Origin of the sequence: Halomonas sp. 141 (genome assembly GCF_002810305.1) — a bacterium.
GTDB lineage: Bacteria > Pseudomonadota > Gammaproteobacteria > Pseudomonadales > Halomonadaceae > Vreelandella > Vreelandella stevensii.
On the sequence record NZ_PINZ01000052.1, the window covers coordinates 1 to 19,063 of the forward strand.

17 protein-coding genes and 1 tRNA gene are annotated in these 19,063 nt (G+C 63.1%); 4 read left to right on the forward strand and 14 right to left on the reverse strand.

Going from position 1 to position 19,063, the window contains the following annotated elements; all coding sequences use genetic code 11:
• Positions 1-281 precede the first annotated feature (281 nt).
• Positions 282-1,307: a DUF1853 family protein gene (locus CWI66_RS15510; protein ID WP_100732186.1), complete on the forward strand. Its 1,026-nt coding sequence runs from the start codon at positions 282-284 to the stop codon at positions 1,305-1,307.
• On the opposite strand, the gene proB is transcribed toward CWI66_RS15510, so the two are convergent.
• The 4 genes from proB to rplU form a co-directional block, all read right to left on the reverse strand.
• Positions 1,280-2,440 (reverse strand): glutamate 5-kinase, encoded by a 1,161-nt coding sequence (proB, locus tag CWI66_RS15515; RefSeq protein WP_232710948.1) that lies wholly within the window; start codon positions 2,438-2,440, stop codon positions 1,280-1,282. The genes CWI66_RS15510 and proB overlap by 28 nt on opposite strands.
• 39 nt (positions 2,441-2,479) lie before the next feature.
• Positions 2,480-3,670, reverse strand: a complete 1,191-nt coding sequence (gene cgtA / locus CWI66_RS15520) for an Obg family GTPase CgtA (protein WP_100732187.1) — start codon at positions 3,668-3,670, stop codon at positions 2,480-2,482.
• A gap of 139 nt (positions 3,671-3,809) precedes the next feature.
• Entirely contained in the window at positions 3,810-4,067 is a 258-nt protein-coding gene (gene rpmA / locus CWI66_RS15525) for a 50S ribosomal protein L27 (protein ID WP_016915864.1), read from the reverse strand.
• A 30-nt stretch (positions 4,068-4,097) separates the two neighbouring features.
• Entirely contained in the window at positions 4,098-4,409 is a 312-nt protein-coding gene (gene rplU, locus CWI66_RS15530; RefSeq protein WP_016915863.1) for a 50S ribosomal protein L21, read from the reverse strand.
• A 285-nt stretch (positions 4,410-4,694) separates the two neighbouring features.
• On the opposite strand from rplU, the gene ispB reads away from it, so the two are divergent.
• Complete coding sequence (ispB, locus tag CWI66_RS15535) at positions 4,695-5,699, forward strand: octaprenyl diphosphate synthase (RefSeq protein ID WP_100732188.1); 1,005 nt, start codon at positions 4,695-4,697, stop codon at positions 5,697-5,699.
• Positions 5,700-5,810: 111 nt separating this feature from the next.
• Positions 5,811-5,887 (forward strand) — tRNA-Pro (locus CWI66_RS15540).
• Between the two features lie 83 nt (positions 5,888-5,970).
• Here the strand turns inward: CWI66_RS15540 and CWI66_RS15545 are convergent.
• The 10 genes from CWI66_RS15545 to CWI66_RS15585 form a co-directional block, all read right to left on the reverse strand.
• On the reverse strand, positions 5,971-7,698 hold the full coding sequence (locus tag CWI66_RS15545) for an ExeM/NucH family extracellular endonuclease (RefSeq protein ID WP_100732189.1): 1,728 nt from the start codon (positions 7,696-7,698) through the stop codon (positions 5,971-5,973).
• 28 nt (positions 7,699-7,726) lie between these two features.
• Positions 7,727-8,506: a sulfite exporter TauE/SafE family protein gene (locus CWI66_RS15550; RefSeq protein ID WP_100732190.1), complete on the reverse strand. Its 780-nt coding sequence runs from the start codon at positions 8,504-8,506 to the stop codon at positions 7,727-7,729.
• Between the two features lie 48 nt (positions 8,507-8,554).
• Positions 8,555-10,822, reverse strand: a complete 2,268-nt coding sequence (locus tag CWI66_RS15555; protein WP_100732197.1) for an ATP-dependent DNA helicase — start codon at positions 10,820-10,822, stop codon at positions 8,555-8,557.
• Positions 10,819-12,498 (reverse strand): VRR-NUC domain-containing protein, encoded by a 1,680-nt coding sequence (locus tag CWI66_RS15560; protein WP_100732191.1) that lies wholly within the window; start codon positions 12,496-12,498, stop codon positions 10,819-10,821. The genes CWI66_RS15555 and CWI66_RS15560 overlap by 4 nt, the downstream gene beginning before the upstream one ends.
• A gap of 32 nt (positions 12,499-12,530) precedes the next feature.
• Positions 12,531-12,959 carry a hypothetical protein gene (locus CWI66_RS18420; RefSeq protein ID WP_232710942.1) on the reverse strand — a complete coding sequence of 143 codons (429 nt, stop codon included), beginning with the start codon at positions 12,957-12,959 and terminating at the stop codon, positions 12,531-12,533.
• A gap of 64 nt (positions 12,960-13,023) precedes the next feature.
• Positions 13,024-14,058, reverse strand: coding sequence for a histone deacetylase family protein (locus tag CWI66_RS15570; RefSeq protein WP_100732192.1), 1,035 nt, complete (start codon positions 14,056-14,058; stop codon positions 13,024-13,026).
• 25 nt (positions 14,059-14,083) lie between these two features.
• A complete protein-coding gene (locus CWI66_RS15575) occupies positions 14,084-14,371 on the reverse strand; it encodes a GIY-YIG nuclease family protein (protein ID WP_100732193.1) in 288 nt (95 codons plus the stop codon).
• A 9-nt stretch (positions 14,372-14,380) separates the two neighbouring features.
• The gene (locus CWI66_RS18425) at positions 14,381-15,568 is read right to left on the reverse strand and encodes a putative bifunctional diguanylate cyclase/phosphodiesterase (protein WP_232710944.1); all 1,188 of its coding nucleotides are present in this window, start codon (positions 15,566-15,568) and stop codon (positions 14,381-14,383) included.
• The gene (locus tag CWI66_RS15580; RefSeq protein ID WP_232710946.1) at positions 15,513-17,867 is read right to left on the reverse strand and encodes a PAS domain S-box protein; all 2,355 of its coding nucleotides are present in this window, start codon (positions 17,865-17,867) and stop codon (positions 15,513-15,515) included. Before CWI66_RS15580 ends, CWI66_RS18425 begins: the two co-directional genes overlap by 56 nt.
• A gap of 177 nt (positions 17,868-18,044) precedes the next feature.
• Positions 18,045-18,509 carry a YchJ family protein gene (locus CWI66_RS15585; protein ID WP_100732194.1) on the reverse strand — a complete coding sequence of 155 codons (465 nt, stop codon included), beginning with the start codon at positions 18,507-18,509 and terminating at the stop codon, positions 18,045-18,047.
• A gap of 151 nt (positions 18,510-18,660) precedes the next feature.
• Between CWI66_RS15585 and CWI66_RS15590 the strand changes: the two genes are divergently transcribed.
• Positions 18,661-18,981 (forward strand): hypothetical protein, encoded by a 321-nt coding sequence (locus CWI66_RS15590; protein WP_100732195.1) that lies wholly within the window; start codon positions 18,661-18,663, stop codon positions 18,979-18,981.
• Positions 18,982-19,063: the final 82 nt, after the last annotated feature.

Sequence of the window (19,063 nt, forward strand, 5' to 3'; positions counted from 1 at the left end):
GTGGAAGCAGGAAGGTTCTGGGGGTGATCTCAGAACCCTCGCCCAAAGCGCGAAGCGCGGCGGGCGGGGAGTGTCAGATTTGCGGCCCAGACCCGATGATGGATAGCGCCGAACGCGGGCTGATTGCCCACGGCATCCCGCCGACGCACATTTTTTCCGATCGCTTCGACATCGTCTGAGAGAGGTTCGCATGCTGCACCACTACGCCCGCCACCTGGGCACTGCCACGCTGGTCGTATTGATTGCCCTGACGCTGCTGGCCCTCTGGCTGCGTTGATGGCATGAGCGACGGCTGCCTGGAAGGCGTCTGGCCCCACTCGCCGCAGCGGCTGCTGCGCGACATGCTGTGGCTGCTGGCAACCCCGGACCTGGTGACGCTGGCCGAGCATCTGGCTGGCCGCCCCACCCCCGCCGAGCTGGGCCTGGCCAGCGCCGCACAGCGTCACGCCTGGCTGGCCCGCCATGTGGACCATTTTCGGCAGGATGAGTCTCCACAGGCCGTGCCTCGACAGACGGCTGCTCGACCGACACGTCGTGTACCGCCTCAGCGCATGGGGCATTACCATGAACGGCTGTGGCATCTGCTGCTGGACAGCGCGCCCAACACTCGCCTGCTGGGCCACAACGTGCGCATTACCCAGCGCCGCCTGACGCTGGGCGAGCTGGATATTCTTTACCGTACTCGGCAGAACCCGGCGCCCATCCACCTGGAGGTGGCCATCAAGTTTTATCTGGGGTTGCCCGAAGGGCCTGGAGAGCAGACGAGCCAGAGCCGTTGGGTCGGCCCCGGAGGGTTGGATAGTCTGGCGCTGAAGTGCCAGCACCTGCGCCAGCATCAGCTGCCGCTGTCGTGTACGCCACCTGCGCGACACTTGCTGCGCCACTGGCTCGCCCCCCGTGACAGCGGCGAAACCCTGCCCGCCTTGCAGCCCCGAGTCGCTATGCCCGGCGTCTTGTTCTACCCATGGCACGCAACCCTGCCACCGCCGGACGGGGCAACGCCTGACCACCGGCGCGGGCTGTGGTGCTACAGAAAGGATTGGCCAGCACTGGCAGAGAGCTACGCCGACGCACCCAGCATGGCCTGGCTGGAAAAGCCTCACTGGCTGGCGCCGCCGCTGCCGGAAGCCTTCGATGCACTGGCACTAAAAACGGCCAGCGTGATGACGCTGATCGACCGCTACGGGCCTCAGCAGGTGATGCTCAGCCACCCGGCTCACCCTCCGTTGCGGGTGATGATCGTGCCGGACGGCTGGCCACAGCAAATACCGCTGCCGCCTTACACCACCACCAGATTATCGCGATGAATCAGCTCGTGGGACTCCACATAGCCAAGGATGGCCTCGATCTGGTGGCTGGGCTGGCCCGCCAGCTGGCGTGCCTCATCGGCACCGTAGTTGACCAGCCCCTTGGCGACCCGTGCGCCCTGTTCGTCCACACACAGCACCATGTCGCCGCGTCTGAAGCTGCCCTGTACGTCCCGCACGCCCACGGCCAGCAGGCTGGAGCCTTTGCCGCGCAGCACGTTGACCGCACCGGCATCCAGCACCAGCGTACCGCGTACCTGTAGCTGCCCTGCCAGCCAGCGCTTGCGGGCCGCCATGGGCGCCTGGTCCGGGCGCAGCAGCGTGCCCAGCGGTTCGCCCTGCACGATACGGGTGATCACCTCGGGCTGACGGCCGCTGGCGATCACCGTTACCGCGCCGGAACGCGCCGCCAGCTGCGCGGCACGCACCTTGGTGCTCATGCCCCCTCGGCCCAGCGCACCGCCGCTGCCTGCCACGGCGGCCAGCCGTGGGTCATCGGCACGGCCTTCGGCTATCAATCGAGCGTCAGGATGATGGCGCGGGTCGGCATCGAACAGGCCCTCCTGATCGGTGAGCAGCAGCAGCGCATCGGCTTCGAGCAGGTTGGCCACCAGCGCGCCCAGGGTGTCGTTATCGCCAAAGCGGATCTCGTCGGTGACGACGGTATCGTTTTCGTTGATCACCGGCACCACGCGCATCTCGACCAGGGTGCGCAGCGCCGACAGCGCGTTCAGGTAGCGCTTGCGGTTGGAGAGGTCGTCGTGAGTGAGCAGAATTTGCGCGGTGAGCATGCCGTGGCGAGCAAAGTGCTGCTCGTAACACTGGGTGAGCCCGTTCTGCCCCACGGCCGCCGCCGCCTGCAGTTCATGCACGGCGCTGGGGCGTGCCTGCCACCCCAGGCGTACCATGCCTGCCGCCACGGCTCCCGAAGAGACCAGCACCACGTCGATACCCTGCTGGTGCAGGGCAGCAATTTGATCTACCCAGCCGCCAATGGCCGCTTCATCCAGCCCGCGACCATCGTTGGTGAGCAGCGCGCTGCCAATCTTGACCACTATCCGGCGGGCGCTACTCAGCGCCTCACGGCCCGGCAACTGCTCGTTGTGTTCCACGTCGCGACTCTCCCACGCCATTGCGCTCACGCGATTCATCCTGGTCGGCACGCCTGCCGTTTACGGGGCGTACTCTACTTCGACATCGTAATCATCGTCGTCGAAATCGTCATCGTCTTCTTCGTCATCGCGCTTGCGGCGACGACCAAGGCGCGCTTCGGTACGGGCCACCGACTCCTCTTCCATGCGGCGACGCATCTCCTGCTCGCGGGCATGGGCCTCTTCGTCTTCGTTTTCCAGACGCTGCTGCTCGGTGAGCCAGCGGTACGCCGCCTGCACCAGCTTGTCGGTGCCTTCGCTGCTGATCGCCGAAATACGGAACACCGGGCCTTCCCAGTTCAACGCATCGATGATCGCCTGGGCCCGCGCTTCGCGCTCCTCCTCCGGCAGCAGGTCGAACTTGTTCAGCACCAGCCAGCGGGGCCGTTCGGAGAGCGCCGGTGAGAACTGGCCCAGCTCGTGCACGATGGCCTGGGCAGCCTCGACCGGATCGGACTCGTCGAACGGCGCCACATCGACCACGTGGAACAGCAGCCGCGTCCGGGTCAGGTGCTTCAGAAAACGCAGCCCCAGGCCTGCGCCGTCGGAGGCGCCTTCGATCAGCCCCGGTACATCGGCCATCACGAAGTGCTCGTGCATGCCCAGCTTCACCACGCCCAGGTTCGGCACCAGGGTGGTGAAGGGGTAGTTGGCCACCTTCGGTTTGGCCGCCGACACCGAACGAATCAGCGTCGACTTGCCGGCATTGGGCATGCCCAGCAAGCCCACATCCGCCATCACCTTCATTTCCAGGCGCAAATTGCGGCGGTCGCCTTCGGTACCCGGCGTGGTGCGGCGCGGTGCGCGGTTGGTGGAGGATTTGAAGTGGATGTTACCCAGGCCACGACGACCACCGGCCGCCACCAGCACGACCTGCCCGATCTCGGTCACATCGGCGATCACTTCGAGGGTGTCCTCATCGATCACGGTGGTGCCTACCGGCACCTTGACGTGCAGGTCTTCACCGGCCTTGCCGCTCATCTGGCGACCCATGCCGCCTTGGCCGTTCTCGGCCTTGTAGAAGCGCTGAAACTTGAAATCGATCAAGGTATTCAGCGAATCGTCACCAATCAGATAAACACTGCCCCCGTGGCCACCATCACCACCGTCCGGGCCACCCTTGGGCACATATTTCTCGCGGCGAAAGCTCAGACAGCCATTGCCGCCTTTACCTGCCTCAACAATGATCGAGGCTTCATCGACGAACTGCATTGGATTCTCCCGGCCGCTTCCGCCGCCCTGACTGCATCACCCTGTTCCCGGTACGGGCAAAAGGGCTTGAAAAGACAAAAAAGCCCCGCCATGGCGGGGCTTTTCTTTCGTCATCTTCGCACTGCGCAACCTGAGTTGCTTAGGCAGAAACGATGCTGACGAATTTACGGTTTTTCGGACCTTTGGTCTCGAACTTGACGACACCGTCGTTCAGAGCGAACAGCGTGTGGTCACGGCCCAGGCCAACGCCAGTACCGGCGTGGAAGCGCGTGCCGCGCTGACGCACGATGATGTTACCGGCGGTTGCCGCTTGGCCACCGTACAGTTTCACACCCAGGCGTTTGGATTCGGAATCGCGACCGTTACGCGTGGAGCCGGCTGCCTTTTTATGTGCCATTGCAAAATCCTCCTAAAGGGAAGTGACTGCTTACGCAGAAATTCCGGTAATTTTGACTTCAGTGAACCACTGGCGGTGGCCCTGACGCTTCATGTGGTGCTTCCGGCGGCGGAACTTGATGATGGTGACTTTGTCGCCACGGCCGTGGGAAACGATTTCGGCGGAAACTTTGGCACCGCTGATGAAAGGTGCGCCAATGTTCACGTCGTCGCCGTCTGCAACCAGCAGCACTTCATCGAATTCAATCGTTTCGCCGGTCGCGACTTCGATTTTTTCGAGCTTGAGGGTCTGACCTTCTTGAACGCGGTACTGTTTGCCACCGCTTTTGATAACTGCGTACATGTCGCTCTCCGGACTTGTCGTTAATGCCAGTTACGCCCCGCGTAACCAACGCTCATCGCCTTCCGCTCTTATCGACCTGCTGCGAGTGGCGCCTCTTTTGGCAGCCATCTGACAGGGAGCATGATGAGTGGGTCGCGGATTATAACGACTATCGCGCTTTACCACAAGGCCACCGGGGCTTGTCAATCACCCCGCCGCCCGCCCGGCGCCGCTATGCCTTGACGCCTCACAGGCAGCCCCATAGCATGACCCCCACTCTCTTACCTGCCGCGATGAACGGAACCCATGACAGCCAACGTCTCCTCAACCCCGCCTGCCAGCCCTTCGCCTTCACCGCTGCACGCCGTGGTGGCCGACGATTTTGAGGCCGTCAACCGCACCATTGTGACGCAGTTGAATTCTCGCGTGCCGCTGGTGGAAACCATCGGCCAGTACATCATCGAAAGCGGCGGCAAACGCCTGCGCCCGCTGCTGGTACTGCTGGCAGCGCGCTCGCTGGGCTACGAGGGCGACAAGCACATCACCCTCGCCACGCTGATCGAGTTCATGCACACCTCGACCCTGCTGCATGACGACGTGGTGGACGAGTCGCACATGCGCCGTGGCAAGAAAACCGCCAACGACGCCTGGGGCAATGCGCCCTCGGTGCTGGTAGGCGATTTCCTCTACTCCCGTTCGTTCCAGATGATGGTGGATGTCGGCTCCATGCGCATCATGGCGATCCTCTCCGGCGCGACCTGTGTCATCGCAGAAGGCGAAGTCCTCCAGTTGACCAACATCGGCAACCCGAGCATCTCGGAAGCCGACTACTTCGAGACCATTCAGGGCAAAACCGCCATGCTGTTCGAAGCCGCTTCCCACAGCGGCGCGGTGCTGGCCGATGCCACCCCGGAGCAGGAGCGCGCGCTGCAGTACTACGGCCGCTATCTCGGCCTGGCCTTCCAGCTCATCGACGACCTGCTGGACTACCAGGGCGACGCCGACGCCATGGGCAAGAACGTAGGCGACGATCTGGCCGAGGGCAAACCGACCCTGCCGCTGATTCACGCCATGGAGCGCGGCACCCCCGAACAGGCCAAGCTGATCCGCCAGGTGATTCGCAAAGGCGGTCTTGAACAGCTAGACGACGTACTGGCGATTATTCACGACACCGGGGCGCTGGCGTACACCCGCGCACGGGCAGAAGAGATGGCGGACAAAGCACTGGCTGAGCTAGATGCCCTGCCCCCCAGCCCTTATCGCGACAGCATGGCTCAACTTGCCCGCTTAGCCGTAGATCGCCAAGCGTAACCGACAACGCTTTTCGCGTTGTACAAAGAAAGGGCATGAAAAAAGAGGCTTGAAAAAAGCCCTTCGCCTGCGTATGATTCGTCCCGTTGTTAAGCACGCCTTGGCAACCCTCGGAATATAGCTCAGCTTGGTAGAGCGCTGCCTTCGGGAGGCAGAGGTCGTAGGTTCGAATCCTGCTATTCCGACCAAGAATTCAACGAAAACGGCCACTTAGCTTTTATAGCAAGTGGCCGTTTTTGTTTTTGCGCCCCTCATCAGCGCCCGCCACGTTTCATGGCCATACCAGATCCACCGCGATGGGGTCGTGGTCTGACGAGCGAAACGGGCTGAGCGGGGTGTCGTCCGGCTGTTGGTCGTAGCTCAAAAAACGCGGCTCGTCGGCGTTGATGGGCCAGGTATGCACCTGCTGCACGGCCTCGGCCAGTTCAGCGCTGGCCAGGGCGTGGTCGAGATACCCGGACTCACCGCGAAACACGTAGGTGTAACGGCGCTCGGCGGGGAGATGACGCGCGATCAGGTCGGTCATGCCTGCATGTACCAAAGTGCGGATCGGGTCTTCGGCACCGTAGGCATTGAGGTCCCCCAGTAGCAGCAAACGCTCGTGGCCCGCTTCCTCGCGCAAGGTGTCCAGAAAACGCTGGGTGGCCTGCGCCTGGGCAACACGTCGTTCGTTCCAGCAGCCTTGGCCACGGTCGATATCCCCCTGCGCGGGGCAGCCAGATTTGGCCTTGAAGTGCGCGGTCACTACCCCTACCTCTGGCCCACCTCGCACACTGCGGAAGAAGCCGGCCAGCGGCGGTCGGTCGTGGGCATCGTCACGGTCGATATGCAAGGCTCCCAGGGCTTCCACTCGGTCCGGCCGATAGAGCAACGCCACCCGAATGGCGTCCGTTCCATGACGCTCGGGCTCGCCCACCGGCTGGTAGCGAATCCCCGTGCGCTGGTGCAACTGCTCGACCAGATCGGTCAGCGCGTCGGGGCGGTTCTCTATTTCGATCAGCGCCAGAATATCCGCCTCCAGCCCCGCGATGGCCGCTGCCAGCTTGCCGCGCTGGCGCTCCAGCGCGGGCGCATTGGCGGCACCACGCTCCCCCAGGGTGATGAAGTAGTTCTCGACGTTGAAGGTAGCCACCCGCAGGGCATCACCCGGTGCTTCCAGCGGGCCGGGGCGGGGGTTGCTGTCGGTGAACGTGACCGCTTGCGTGGGGTGCAGACGGTAGTCGCCAAAGGCGTGGGTGAGCACTCCGGTCAGCCCGTCGAGGGTGCTGCCTACGCGGCGGGTGCCCTGCTCGTTCAGATAGGGCACGGGGTCGGGGTTCGTGCGGTAGCTGCCATCGTCCAGCAGCAGTGGCGCAGGCGAAGGAGCTGCCTGAGCGGCACTATGGGTCGGCCGAAAGCGTCGCTCGCTGGCCAGCGCCAGCGTGCCGTAACGGCCCAGATCATGGTTATCGGTGACCGTCAGCGGCTCAGGGAAAGTGACCAATAGCGCTTCCATGGCGTCCAGCGAGGCCGCGCCCTGGGGCCAGGATAACGCAATGGGCTCGGGCAGCTCGCCTGCGCTGTCACAGGTCACCAGCCGAGTGACGCGCTGCAGCTGGGGGTTGCCGCGAAAGCTTCCTGTACGCGCCTGTAGCTGCAGATGCTGGCCCGCCACTACCTGCGCGGCCTTGTGCTCGGCCAGCTCCGGCGCATACACGAATATGCCTACCGGGCCCTGCTCGGTGGTTTGCTGCAGGTAGAACCCGCTGAGGCGCTCGCGCCCCAGAAACTCCCCGGTCACGACGCCATCGATGGTCACGCGCTGGCCTTCGGCGAGGGCGGACTGCTCGCCAATGCCTTTGATGTGCGCCAGGTCCGTGGTGGACGCTGCCGGGCAGCTAGCCATGGCAGGTAGCGCCAGCGGCAGCACGAGCCACACGATGCCGTGGGTCGCTCGCCGAAGGGATCTGTGCAGCTGGCCTGCACGTTGCAGGCTGGCCAGCGCGTCGATGAATCTCATGCGACCACCGCTCCTCTTGAAATGTGATTTAGCCTGGCATGCTCAGCAAGCCCACCACGCTGACCAGAATCAGCACCGCCCCCAGCACCCGAAAGAACAGCCCGGTATCGGCATGGAGCAGGTAACGGTGCGCCTTTTCTCCCAGCAGGTGGCCAATGAGAGCGCACGGCAACAGCCATAGCTGATGCACCAGCTGCAGGTCGACCCCCGCCACCACGAACGACACCATCTTGATGACCACGAGGATGAACCACAGCACGAACATGGTATCGCGCAGCTGCTCCTTGGCCACATGGGCGGCAAACACCGCCACGATCAGCGGCGCGCCAATCAGCGAGGTGCCGCTGACATAGCCGCCCAGCCCCAGCAGCAGGTAATCCACATAGCGGTGCTTGCTTTGGAACGGCTTGTTCAAGACGTAGCCAATGGCGTAGATGATCACGATGCCAAAGATGATGCTGGTCATGACATGGTTGGGCAGGGTCAGCAGGCCCACCACCCCGACCAGCTTGGGGATGATCATGATCTTCAGCGCCTTGACCAGATACCCCCAATCGATATTGCTTTGCACCGCGGCCCCATGGCCCGCCTGCCGCACCTGCCGGTGCCCGTTCCAGGCAATCCAGCTGGAGAAGATCAGCAGATGAATGGCAATGATGGGCAGAAAGACCAGCGGCTCGTTGCTGACCAGCAGCAAGAACGGCAGCGCCAGCACGGCGCCGCCAAAGCCCAAACTGGTGCGCACGAAGCCACTCCAGGCAAAGATCAGCCCAATGAGTACGTACTGGTACCAGAGTAGATCGGCCATGGTGCAATGCGGTCCTTGTGGTTATGGGTTAGGGGACGTGACTCAGCGTCAAGGGGTATCCAACTGCCACCAGCGTGGCAGCAGCGCCCGTATACGCGCCTGGGAAAAGCGGTCATCCATTAATACCACAACCCCACGGTCCTCGGGGCCACGGATCACCCGGCCCGCCGCCTGTACGACCTTGACCATGCCCGGCACACGGTAGGTATAGTCGTCTCCACGCCCAAAGCGCGCCTGTAGCCGAGCCTTCAGCGCTTCGTTGAAGTCGTTGAAGGGCGGCAAGCCCAGCGTGGCCACAAAGGCACCGATCAACCGCTCGCCGGGCAGGTCGATCCCCTCCGCGAAAGCGCCCCCCAGCACTGCAAAACCGATGCCGCAGCCGCCAGGCGTAAAACGCGCCAGAAAAGCGTCGCGCTCGGCCTCCTGCATGCTGCGCGTCTGGGCAAACACGGGAATGTCCGGGTGGGCCTGGGCAAACGCAGCCAGCACCTGTTCCAGGTAGGCAAAGCTGCTGAAGAACGCCAGGTAATGCCCCGGGTGGCGCTGGTACTGCGCCGCCAGGGTAGCCACGATGGGCGCCACCGAGGCCCCGCGGTGATGGTAACGGGTGGAGATATCCGTGCGCAGCTGCACTTCCAGCTGCTGCGCCACGAAGGGAGACGCCACCTCGCGCCACACGCTGTGCTCCGGCAGCCCCAGCAGGTCACGATAGTAGTGAAAGGGCGACAGCGTGGCGGAGAACAGCACCGCGCAGTGGGCACGCTTGAAGCGCGGGCCAAGAAAATCCGCCGGGATCACGTTACGCAGGCCGAGGACGGCACTGCCCTTCCCCGCGACGTCCAGGTCGCACAGCGAATGATCGCCAAACTGCTCTGCCAGACGGCAGAACGCCAGCGCCTCGAACAGCAGTTCCTGAAGCGTCTGGCTCGCCCCGTCGGGATGCTCCACCAGATAATCCGTGATCGCCCCGGCCAAGGTATGCAGTGCACCCAACAATTTGGTGGGTAGCGTATCCAGCAGGTGATAACGACGCTCCGGCGCATGGTCTGCTACCGCCTTGTTGAGGGCCTGCCACTGCCTGCCAACGCGCGCCAAGGGCTTGGCCAGCGCCGGTGGGGAGTGACGCCGCAGGTAGCTCAGACGCTGCTGGGAGAGCGCAGCGCTGTACATGCCACGGGCACGCTCGACCAAATTATGGGCTTCATCCACCAGCAGGCCCACCCGCCAGTCGTTGGCCTGGGCCAGCCCGTGCAAAAGCGCGTGGCTATCGAACCAGTGATTGACATCCCCCACGGCCACATCGGCCCAGCGGGCCAGCTCCTGGCCCAGGTAGTAAGGGCACACCTGATGCGCCAGCGCCACCTCGCGCAGGGCCTCGCGGTCTAGCCAGCCATGTTCCACCGCCGCCTGACGGGCCGCGGGCAGGCGATCGTAAAAGCCTTTTGCCAGCGGGCAGGCATCGCCCTGGCACGCCGTACCGGGGTGCTCGCAGGCCTTGTCACGCGCCACCAGCTCCAGCACCCGCAGCGGCTGTGCGGGGGCCTGTAAACGGGTGAGGGCATCCAGCGCTAGGCGGCGGCCGGGGGTTTTCATGGTCAGAAAGGCGATGCGGTCGAGCCGCTGGCGGGGCATCGCGGAGAGCATGGGAAACAGCGTGCCCAGGGTCTTGCCGATACCGGTGGGCGCTTGGGCCAGCAGGCAGCGGCCGGTGCTGGCCGCCTTGAAGACATCCTCGGCCAGTGCCCGCTGGCCGGGGCGAAAATCCGCATGGGGAAAGCTCAGCGTGGCGAGCCATGCATCGCGGCGCTCGCGGTGGGCCGCCTCCCGGTCGGCCCAGGCCAGGAAGCGCTGGCACTGGTGGGCAAAAAACGTTTCCAGCTCATCGGCGCGGGCTTCGCAGGTCAGCCGGGTTTCCTGACCGCTGGCAATCTCCAGGTACACCAGCGCCAGCGTGATATGCGCAAGGCCCCGTTCGGCACAGAGCAGCGCGCCGTACACTTTCACCTGCGCCCAGTGCAGCGCCCTTTGGTTATCCGCCATGCGCGCCAGGCTACCGCGATGGGTCTTGACCTCTTCGACACAGTTGCCCGCCACATCGAAACCATCGGCGCGGCCAGACACGCGCAGCCCCTGATACTCAGCGGAGAGCGGCAGTTCGGCGAGATAACCGGGGATCTTTTCCCGCCGCCTGGCCACCAGAGCGTGCCCCTCGATGCCCTCCTGAGCACTGGGTGCGGGCGTAAAGCGGTGGTCCAAGTCACCCTGGCGGGCGGTGAAGTCACACAGGGTACGCACCGCCACGCGATAGCGGCTCATGGGTGGGGCTGCCAGCGCACGTGGCAAACCTCGACGGGCATCTCCTGGCGGCAGAAGAAGTCGATCCAGCGGCGCTGGTTATCCTGCAGGCGGTCCCCCGGCCCTTTGACCTCGATCATCCGATAGCGCGGCTCGCCATCCGCTGCTTCCGGCATCAGCTGAATGAGGTCCGGCAGGCCTGCGCGATTGTGCTTGAGATCCCCCAGCAGGCGGGTAAAACAGCCGCGCAGGTGCGCGGCGGGCAGGCAGTCAAGCGCCATGGTGACCAGCGGTTCGCTCAGCACTCCCCAATGCACGAAGGGGGAAGCAAGGCCCTGCTTGTCCTGCCAGGTGGCTAGAATCGTCGCGCGGTAGCGGCCATCCTCCAGCTGCGCCAGGCAGGCGTCGATCTCTGCCTGGCGCTGGCCCACGAAGTCTTCGCGATAGAGGTCCGCAGGCCCGCTGTGGAACGGGTGAAAGAACGCTCCCGGCAGCGGCTTGAAAATGACTGGCCAGAACAGCAGACCGAACAGCCCGGTGATCAGGCAGTTTTCCACATAGAAGACCGGCGCACGGGCGGTGGATAAGTGCTCGGCAACGGCGCGCTCCACCGGCTGCGGCCCGGGCAGCTCCAGCACGTAAGTGGGGGCATCGACGGCTTTGGCGGCCAGTGGGGCGGGCAAATTCAACTTGCGCGTCAGGCGTGGCAGCAGGCGTCCCAGCGCCTGGGCTTCGCTCTCGCCTGCCTGATCGAGCGACGCCTCGGCAAGCGCGTAAGCCTCCTGATAGCGGCCCAGGCGCTCCAGCACTCGCAGTCGACGAATGCGCGCTTCGCTGTTGCTGGACTCGGCATATAGCGCCAGGGCCAGGGCCGCCTCACCGCTGCGCTCTGCCGTGTGCCCCAGGGTCAGCAGCAGCCGCGAGCGGCGGGCGTCCAGCCAGCGGTTGCCGAAGGCAGCGGGCACGTCAGTGGCGAGCACTCCCGGCGCCTCGCCGCTCTCCAGGCGCTCGCGCAGGCGGTGCAGCGTGAGATAGGTATCGACCTCTTCGCGGCGCTGAAATGCACGCGAATCCGAAGAGAGCGGAAGCTGTTCGAAACGCTGCAAGCCAAGCTCGGTGAGCACGAATTCGGCCCAGTCCTGGCGCAGGTTGCCAAAGAACATCAGCCGCAGGCGGTCGCATAGCGCCATGATGTCGAGGCGCACGATGTTCGTGGTGGCCTCTGGCCACCACTGCTGCAGCGGGCGCGCCTCGGTAAGCCCTGGTGTCAGTGCCGCCTGAAGTTCGCGTTTGGTCGCCTTGGGGGCGATGCCCAGCTCAAGGATCATCGGTTGCAGGGCGTCGCGCAGCTCGCTGAGGCGCAGCAGCCGAAATAGCGCCTCGACGCTCAACGGCGGTGTCTCGTCGACCCACCCCTGGGCCAGTAGCGGGGCCATTGCCTGCTGGGTGTCGCCAATCTCGGGGTAGCTGAGCTTATCGATGCGGAACAGCTCGCCTTTGCGCATCACCATGCGTACCAGCAGCGCTTGAGCAGCCCGCGGCAGCCGTGACCATTGCTGGAGGGCGTGATGCTCCTCGGCACTCAGCAAATCGCCGTGACGCGACTGCACCCAATCGACCACGAAGCGGAAATTCGCCAGGTAGTAAAAAGGGTCATCGAGGGAGGCGGTGGCCGAAACGGCATGAGCACTGTTCATGCATCCATTGTAACAGCGCTGGCTGGCGTGGGTTAACCCACCCGGTGTTGATAAAGCGCGTCTAGCGCGTCGTCCACGAAGGGATCTTCCAAGGAGGCATCATCTATGGAAGGGGCGGCAGGCTCGCTACCGGCTTGGGCATCATGGGGCTGATCCGCGAGAGGTGCGGTGCTGGTAACATTCGAGGAGGGCGGCTTGCGACCGCCCACTAGCACGTACCACTCCGCTTCGCTGAGGTAGTGCTGGCACCAGCGGCTCAAGCCGTCGGCAACGGCTTCGCGACTGCGCTCGCCACCGCGAAACGAGGTCGCCAGATAAAGCAGGTCCTGGCGAGCGGTGCGCGCACGGGCGTTGCCGCCATGCACTTTGGAGAGCGGGCAGCGTCGGTCATAGGCCGCGTTGGTGAGGGCATTCAGCCAACGCTCCACTTCATGTGCCTGTATTCCGCCGTAGACTGCCACGACACGCTCCCGCCATCATTGATAGGCTAAAAAGGCATAAGACTGCCCGAATTTGGTGCCTTTGTCATCTCGCACCCGCACCAAAGCCCTGCAAGACATTCACCACATTGACACCGATATCCCCCACTGCATAGCCCCCTTCCAGTAAAAAGACGCAGGGCAAACCGCTCTGAGCCAGCCGCTGGCCAAGGGCCGTAAAGTCGGCGTGCTGGAAGGTAAAAGCGCTGATCGGGTCGCCTTCGAAGATGTCCACGCCCAGCGACACCACCACCAGCTCACACTCGGCCTGGGCAATCCGGGTCAAGGCATCGTCCAACGCCGCCATCCACCGCGCCACCGACGTACCGGGCGGCAGCGGGTAGTTCAGCGTGTAGCCCTCTCCCTTGCCCTCCCCCGTTTCGTCGGCATAGCCGGAAAAGTAGGGAAAGGTCACGTCGGGGTCGCCATGCAGGGAAGCGAACAGCACATCGTCACGCTGGTAGAAAATCTGCTGGGTACCGTTGCCGTGGTGAAAGTCCACGTCCAGCACGGCCACGCGATGCATGCCGCTGGCCAGGGCCCGCTGGGCAGCAATGGCGGCATTGTTGAAGAAGCAGTAGCCACCGAACTGATCGAAGGCTGCGTGATGGCCGGGCGGGCGGCACAGCCCAAAACTGGGCTCGCCGGTGGCCAGCGTATGCTCTACGGCGGCCAGCGCAGTGTCCTTGCTGGCCATAGCCGCCGCAAACGTCCCCTCGCTGATCGAGGTTTCGGCGGCCAGCGCATAGTAGCCCAGCTGGCCGCTCACCGAACGCGGTATGCGGTCGCCGCGCAGGGTCCGCGCTGGCCAGATATTGGGAATGGCCTCGCCTTCATGACCGGCGGCCTGCCATGCCTGCCAGCAGCCTTCCAGGAACGCCACGTAGTCTGCATCGTGTACCGCCAGCACGGGGTCGAGCCCATAGGCCTGCGGCGCCTGCACCTCGATATTGGCCTGCGCCAGCGCCGCCAGCACGAGATCCATACGCTCCGGGCACTCGAAGGGGCTGACCAGCGTGCCATCGTGCAGTTCACTGCGCGCCTGACGCAGACGACTATCCTCGGAAAAAAACGTACGCATGAAAGCTCCTGTTGCCATGGTGTGTTTACTCGCTTTCCGGGTGCCACCCTTCGACCGGCCATTGGCGGGCCCAGTGGCGCTTTTGATCCGGGGTGCGCTGTTTCAAGCGGTACTCGGCCTGGCTGGCCGTGGCGCGATCAGGAAACGGCTGCGCCCCTAATAGCGCCGTGGGCGGGTGCGCACGGGTGTAGCGCGCGCCCTTGCCGGTTCGGTGGGCCTGGTAGCGCCTTGTCAGGTCATTGGTGATGCCCACATAGGTGCCTCGGCGACACTCCAGCAGATACAGGTACCAGGTCGTGGTGGTCAACGCCATGTTTTCTCGTCAGCCAGGGGTAGTCGAAGCCGTGAACGCCGCCATGATGTTTTCGAGTTCCGCCAGCGGCATGGGCTTGGCCAGCCCGAAGCCCTGGAACATGTCACAGCGGTAAGTCATCAAACGTTGGTGCTGGGCGTCATTCTCGACCCCTTCGGCCACCACGCCAAGCCCCAAATGGTGGGCCATGGAAATGATGCCCTGCACGATGGCGGCATCGTCATCGCTGTGAATCAGCTCGTTGATGAAGCTGCGATCGATCTTGATGGTGCTGATGGGCAGGTGTTTCAGATAGCTCAAGCTCGAGTAGCCGGTGCCGAAGTCATCAATGGCGACGCTCACCTGCATGCTGCGCAGCGCATGCAGAATACCAATTGCCGCCTCGGTGTTGTTCATCAGGATGCCTTCGGTCAGTTCCAGCGTCAGCTGCTCGGCAGGAAGACCGGTCGACGAGAGCGTCTGGCGCAGCGTCGCCAGAAAGCTTGCGCGATGAAACTGCAAAGGCGAGAGATTGACCGCCACCTTCAGGCTTCCCAACCCCTTTTGCTGCAGGCTCAGCATGTCGGTACAGGCACGCTGCAGGACCCACTCGCTGATGGGCACGATCTGCCCCGTTGCCTCGGCCAGCGGAATGAAACGCGCCGGAGAAATATAGCCTTTCACGGGGTGCCGCCAACGTACCAGGGCTTCTACGCTGACGATGTTGCCGGCGCCGTCGAACAGTGGCTGATAGTGCAGCTCGAAGTTTTGATGATCGATGGCTTCCTGCAAATCGTTGCGCAGGATGACGCGCTCGCTGGCCAGTTCGTTGATGTCGTTACTGAACCAGGCATACGCATTGCGCCCTTGCTGCTTGGCCTTGTACATCGCCATGTCTGCCTGCTGAATCAAGCTTTGTGGCTGGGGTGTGGTCGGCCCACTGATGGCGATGCCGACACTGGCCGTCAGGTACAGCTCGTGGCCATCGATGCAGTAAGGGCGAGCCAAGGCGGGCAACAGGCGCTCGACGATGTCGATCACCTGCTTTTCGTCACTGACCGACGAAATCAGCAGCACGAACTCGTCACCGCCCAAGCGGGCCACCGTATCTTCCTGGCGCAGTGCCGCCTTCAGCCGCTGGCCTACTTCGATCAATACCTGATCACCCACGGCATGCCCCAGGCTGTCGTTGATCGGCTTGAAATCGTCCAGATCCACGAACAGCACGCTGATGGCGTGCCCCCCCCAGCTGTGCCTGGGCAAACTGTGCCTGCAGGGCTTCTTCGAAATGCATGCGGTTAGGCAAGCGAGTCAGGTCGTCATGGGTGGCATGATAGGCCAGGCGAGCTTCGTAGGCCTTGTGCTTGGAAATATCGTGCTGAACGCCGACGAAATGGGTCACCCCGCCATCCTGGCCCCGCACCGGTGCGACGTAGAGGTCGTTCCAGAACGGCGTACCATCCTTGCGATAATTGCACAGCGTGACGTGGGTCTCTCGCTGGTTCTGGAGGCCGCAGCGCAGCGTCTCCACCATGTCCGGGTCGCTCTCCGGCCCTTGCAGAAAACGACAGTTCCGACCAATGACGTCTTCCAGCGAGTAGCCGGTCATCACGCTAAACGCACGATTGGCGTAGATGATCGGCAAATCCGGTGCGCGGGCATCGGCAATCAGCACGCCGTTCACGCTGGCTTCCACGCTGCGCTCCAGAATGCGCAGACGAGTCTGCTGGGCACGGCTTGCGGTGACGTCCTGTGCAATGCCGTACACTCCGTCGACTCGACCATTGACCGTGATCGGAATACCGATCACATCCAGCAAGCGCTGCTGGCCATCACGGTGGCGCAGCGAGACTTCGAAGCGCGCGATTTCACCGCCCAGCACCTTTTGAAACTGCTGCGCCACACGCAGCATATCGGTGGGTTCGATAAAATTTGCAAAGTGATGCTGCAAGATTTCTTCTCGCGGAATGCCGGTCACATGACCACAGGTAGCATTCGCCTCGGTGAAGCAGCCGTTGCCGTCCACCGCAAACACGGCGTCAGGATGGTGCGCAAACAGCGAACGATAGCGCTGTTCGCTGTCGGCCAAAGAGTGGCGCGCCTCGGCAAGCTCCCTGGCACGCGCCACGCTCGCGCCCATCAACCCCACGCTGAACGCCAGCAGCCAGCTCATCACCAGCCCACCCAGCGTGACGCTCAGCGGCATCACGCCCAACAGTGCCCAGTTGTAGTGTTGGCCGGGATAGGCGCTCAGCATGAGGTTGATCCCCCCCGGCAACCCCATATGCCGAGATGCCAGCATCAGTGTGGAGGCTTCGCCATCATCGACCGTGAACCCGGAAGGGTGCAGCCGCACCAGACGGTGCTGAAGGCGGCTGACATCCACATGAAACGGCCCAAGTGCCAGGCGCAATTCATTACTCAGCAGCTCGCCCAGGTTGAACGAAGCCAGCAACCGTTGTGCACTATCCGGGATGGGGATCAACATGATCACGTTATTAGGCTGGAGGCTGTCCGGTATCAAGAGGCGCGGACGATCGAACGGAATATCAGCCCATGCCTGGACAGACGGAGTGCTCAGTTGCTCCAGCAGCCAGATATCGCTGGTGTGCCTGCGTCCCTGCGACCATGACAGCACTCCCGACGCATCCATCAGTGCAATCGCATGCAGGCTGAGTGTGTCACGAAAATAGTTCTGGGCGTCGCGGGTCAACAACACGTCACGCGGTTGGCCCTCTACCGTTGCCAGGCGTTCGGCCATACGCTGCATCAACAGCAGCCTTTCCGTCATCACCTGCTCGGCATTGAGCTGCACGCTATCCAGCAGATAACCCGCCTGCTGCTCGATGGAAGAGCGTTGATGCATGCTCAGCAGCAACCACGCCAGACTACTGGCCAACACCCCTGCCAACCCGACCACCACGGTCAAGCGGCCCGGGCTGAGCCGCTCATGACGCTGCCGCCAGCCGGCCACCAACAGCGCAACCGCCAATAGCACGATGAACACTAGTACCGCCAGAGGCGAGAAGGTGAATAGCGTCGCCTGGCTTGCCTGAGGACGCCATAGCTGGAGAACCACCACGCCGCCAAATAGCAGCAAACCTATGCCTGTCGCGCGCCACCAGCGCTGTCTTGCTACCCCTTCGACCCCGCGCCATAGGCAGACATTGACCACCAGCAACACTGCCGCCGCCAAACTGGTCATGCGCGGTTGCCCAGTGACCCACGATTCGCTGACGCCCTGCGCCATCAGGTTGTGCAGCAAGGTATACAGCAGCAGCGCCGTCAAGCCCCCGGCACTTGCCAGCCTCACCACGCGCCACTGGCACAGCGTGGCCAGCAGGCTGACGCCGATCAGCAGCGTCGCCAGCGCGGCATCCGGCACCAGCATCGGGCCGAACACCACTTGTGGCAGCACCAGCCCCACCAACAGGCTGGTGGCGCCCATGCACAGGAGCGTCGCTGACACCAGCAGCAGTAGCGTCTCGGCGGCTAAATCACGAGTATTCAAGGGCATGAGACGTGGTGGCTCCGGTCGATGGTCTGGCTAGCGCTCGAACGCTAACCGCTGGGTCAGGCTTTCCAACTGTTGATACTGCTCATCTGCAAGACACTCGATGAAGACCTGAAGCCACGCTGTCGTCGCCGTTCGGTTTGCTTCGCGTTCATCGGAGGTGCCTAATGCTACTTAGTCTTATAGCTGGCAACATACCTTGAATTTGCGTCCGCTTCCACAAGGGCAGGCATCGTTACGGCCCGGCTTCAGGCGGATCACGGTGGGCTTTCCGTCGACGTACCACCACCGCTGCTCTTCCCATACGAACCGCGAGGCCTCCTCGAGCACATGCCAACGGCCTGATTCTCTGAACGTTGCCTTGAAGTGCACGTGCCCCTCATCGCGGGAAGGCTGCGGTGCCGACACGATGACCAGCGATTGCCACTGCGTCGTGGGGTCGGGTGGCAGTGTGGCTGGGCGCGTGGTGGCGTGCCAGGTGGCCAGCAAATAGTCACGCTCATTCAACGCAAAGGCGGTGTATCGTGAACGCATCAGGGCTTCCGGGGTTTCTGGAATGGCCTGGCCCTGATGAAACGGCTGGCAGCAGGCTGCCAGTGGCAACGTGCTGCCACAGGGGCAACTTTCCGGCATGGGGTGGGTCATAACGGTGACTCTAGCTTGTGCAATGAATAACGGCTGTCGACGTTTCGGAAATAGGGCCCGAGTCAGGTATAGTAGCAGAGCAAGATCTTCAGACAGACGGAGTACGACAACACGATCGATCATTCTTTCCAAACGCAGTGGAGGTTCTCCTATGAAGGTTTACAGACCGGAATGGCAGTGCACGTTTAGCGTAAACGAAGGCGCAGAAGAATCAGCAAACTGGAAAGAGCGAATCGCGTGGCGGCTTAGAGCGCTGGCAGACCGCCTGGAAGGCAAAGGGCGTACGGTGAAAATCGACTACGACGTGTCGCCCACGGTTAGCCGAGACGAAGTCGACCACTGCCTGGGCAAAGGCTTTGAAGTCACCCAGAAGCTGTTGACCCAACTGGCTCGCCAGCAGGCCTGCGAAGATGTCATGCGCCATGCGAAAGCCGAGCTTTATCAATCAGCGCGAAAAACCGCTTACTTTTAGTGAGCGGATGGATAGCGCGGCATCCGCAGGATGCCCTTGCTGATGATTTGTACAGTGCTATACTACTCACGTCGACACGACC

Coding starts and splice junctions, on each gene's coding strand:
- CWI66_RS15510 (WP_100732186.1), top strand. CDS start 282: ATGAGCGACGGCTGCCTGGAAGGCGTCTGGCCCCACTCGCCGCAGCGG.
- proB (WP_232710948.1), bottom strand. CDS start 2,440: ATGGCGTGGGAGAGTCGCGACGTGGAACACAACGAGCAGTTGCCGGGC.
- cgtA (WP_100732187.1), bottom strand. CDS start 3,670: ATGCAGTTCGTCGATGAAGCCTCGATCATTGTTGAGGCAGGTAAAGGC.
- rpmA (WP_016915864.1), bottom strand. CDS start 4,067: ATGGCACATAAAAAGGCAGCCGGCTCCACGCGTAACGGTCGCGATTCC.
- rplU (WP_016915863.1), bottom strand. CDS start 4,409: ATGTACGCAGTTATCAAAAGCGGTGGCAAACAGTACCGCGTTCAAGAA.
- ispB (WP_100732188.1), top strand. CDS start 4,695: ATGACAGCCAACGTCTCCTCAACCCCGCCTGCCAGCCCTTCGCCTTCA.
- CWI66_RS15545 (WP_100732189.1), bottom strand. CDS start 7,698: ATGAGATTCATCGACGCGCTGGCCAGCCTGCAACGTGCAGGCCAGCTG.
- CWI66_RS15550 (WP_100732190.1), bottom strand. CDS start 8,506: ATGGCCGATCTACTCTGGTACCAGTACGTACTCATTGGGCTGATCTTT.
- CWI66_RS15555 (WP_100732197.1), bottom strand. CDS start 10,822: ATGAGCCGCTATCGCGTGGCGGTGCGTACCCTGTGTGACTTCACCGCC.
- CWI66_RS15560 (WP_100732191.1), bottom strand. CDS start 12,498: ATGAACAGTGCTCATGCCGTTTCGGCCACCGCCTCCCTCGATGACCCT.
- CWI66_RS15570 (WP_100732192.1), bottom strand. CDS start 14,058: ATGCGTACGTTTTTTTCCGAGGATAGTCGTCTGCGTCAGGCGCGCAGT.
- CWI66_RS15575 (WP_100732193.1), bottom strand. CDS start 14,371: ATGGCGTTGACCACCACGACCTGGTACCTGTATCTGCTGGAGTGTCGC.
- CWI66_RS15580 (WP_232710946.1), bottom strand. CDS start 17,867: ATGCCCTTGAATACTCGTGATTTAGCCGCCGAGACGCTACTGCTGCTG.
- CWI66_RS15585 (WP_100732194.1), bottom strand. CDS start 18,509: ATGACCCACCCCATGCCGGAAAGTTGCCCCTGTGGCAGCACGTTGCCA.
- CWI66_RS15590 (WP_100732195.1), top strand. CDS start 18,661: ATGAAGGTTTACAGACCGGAATGGCAGTGCACGTTTAGCGTAAACGAA.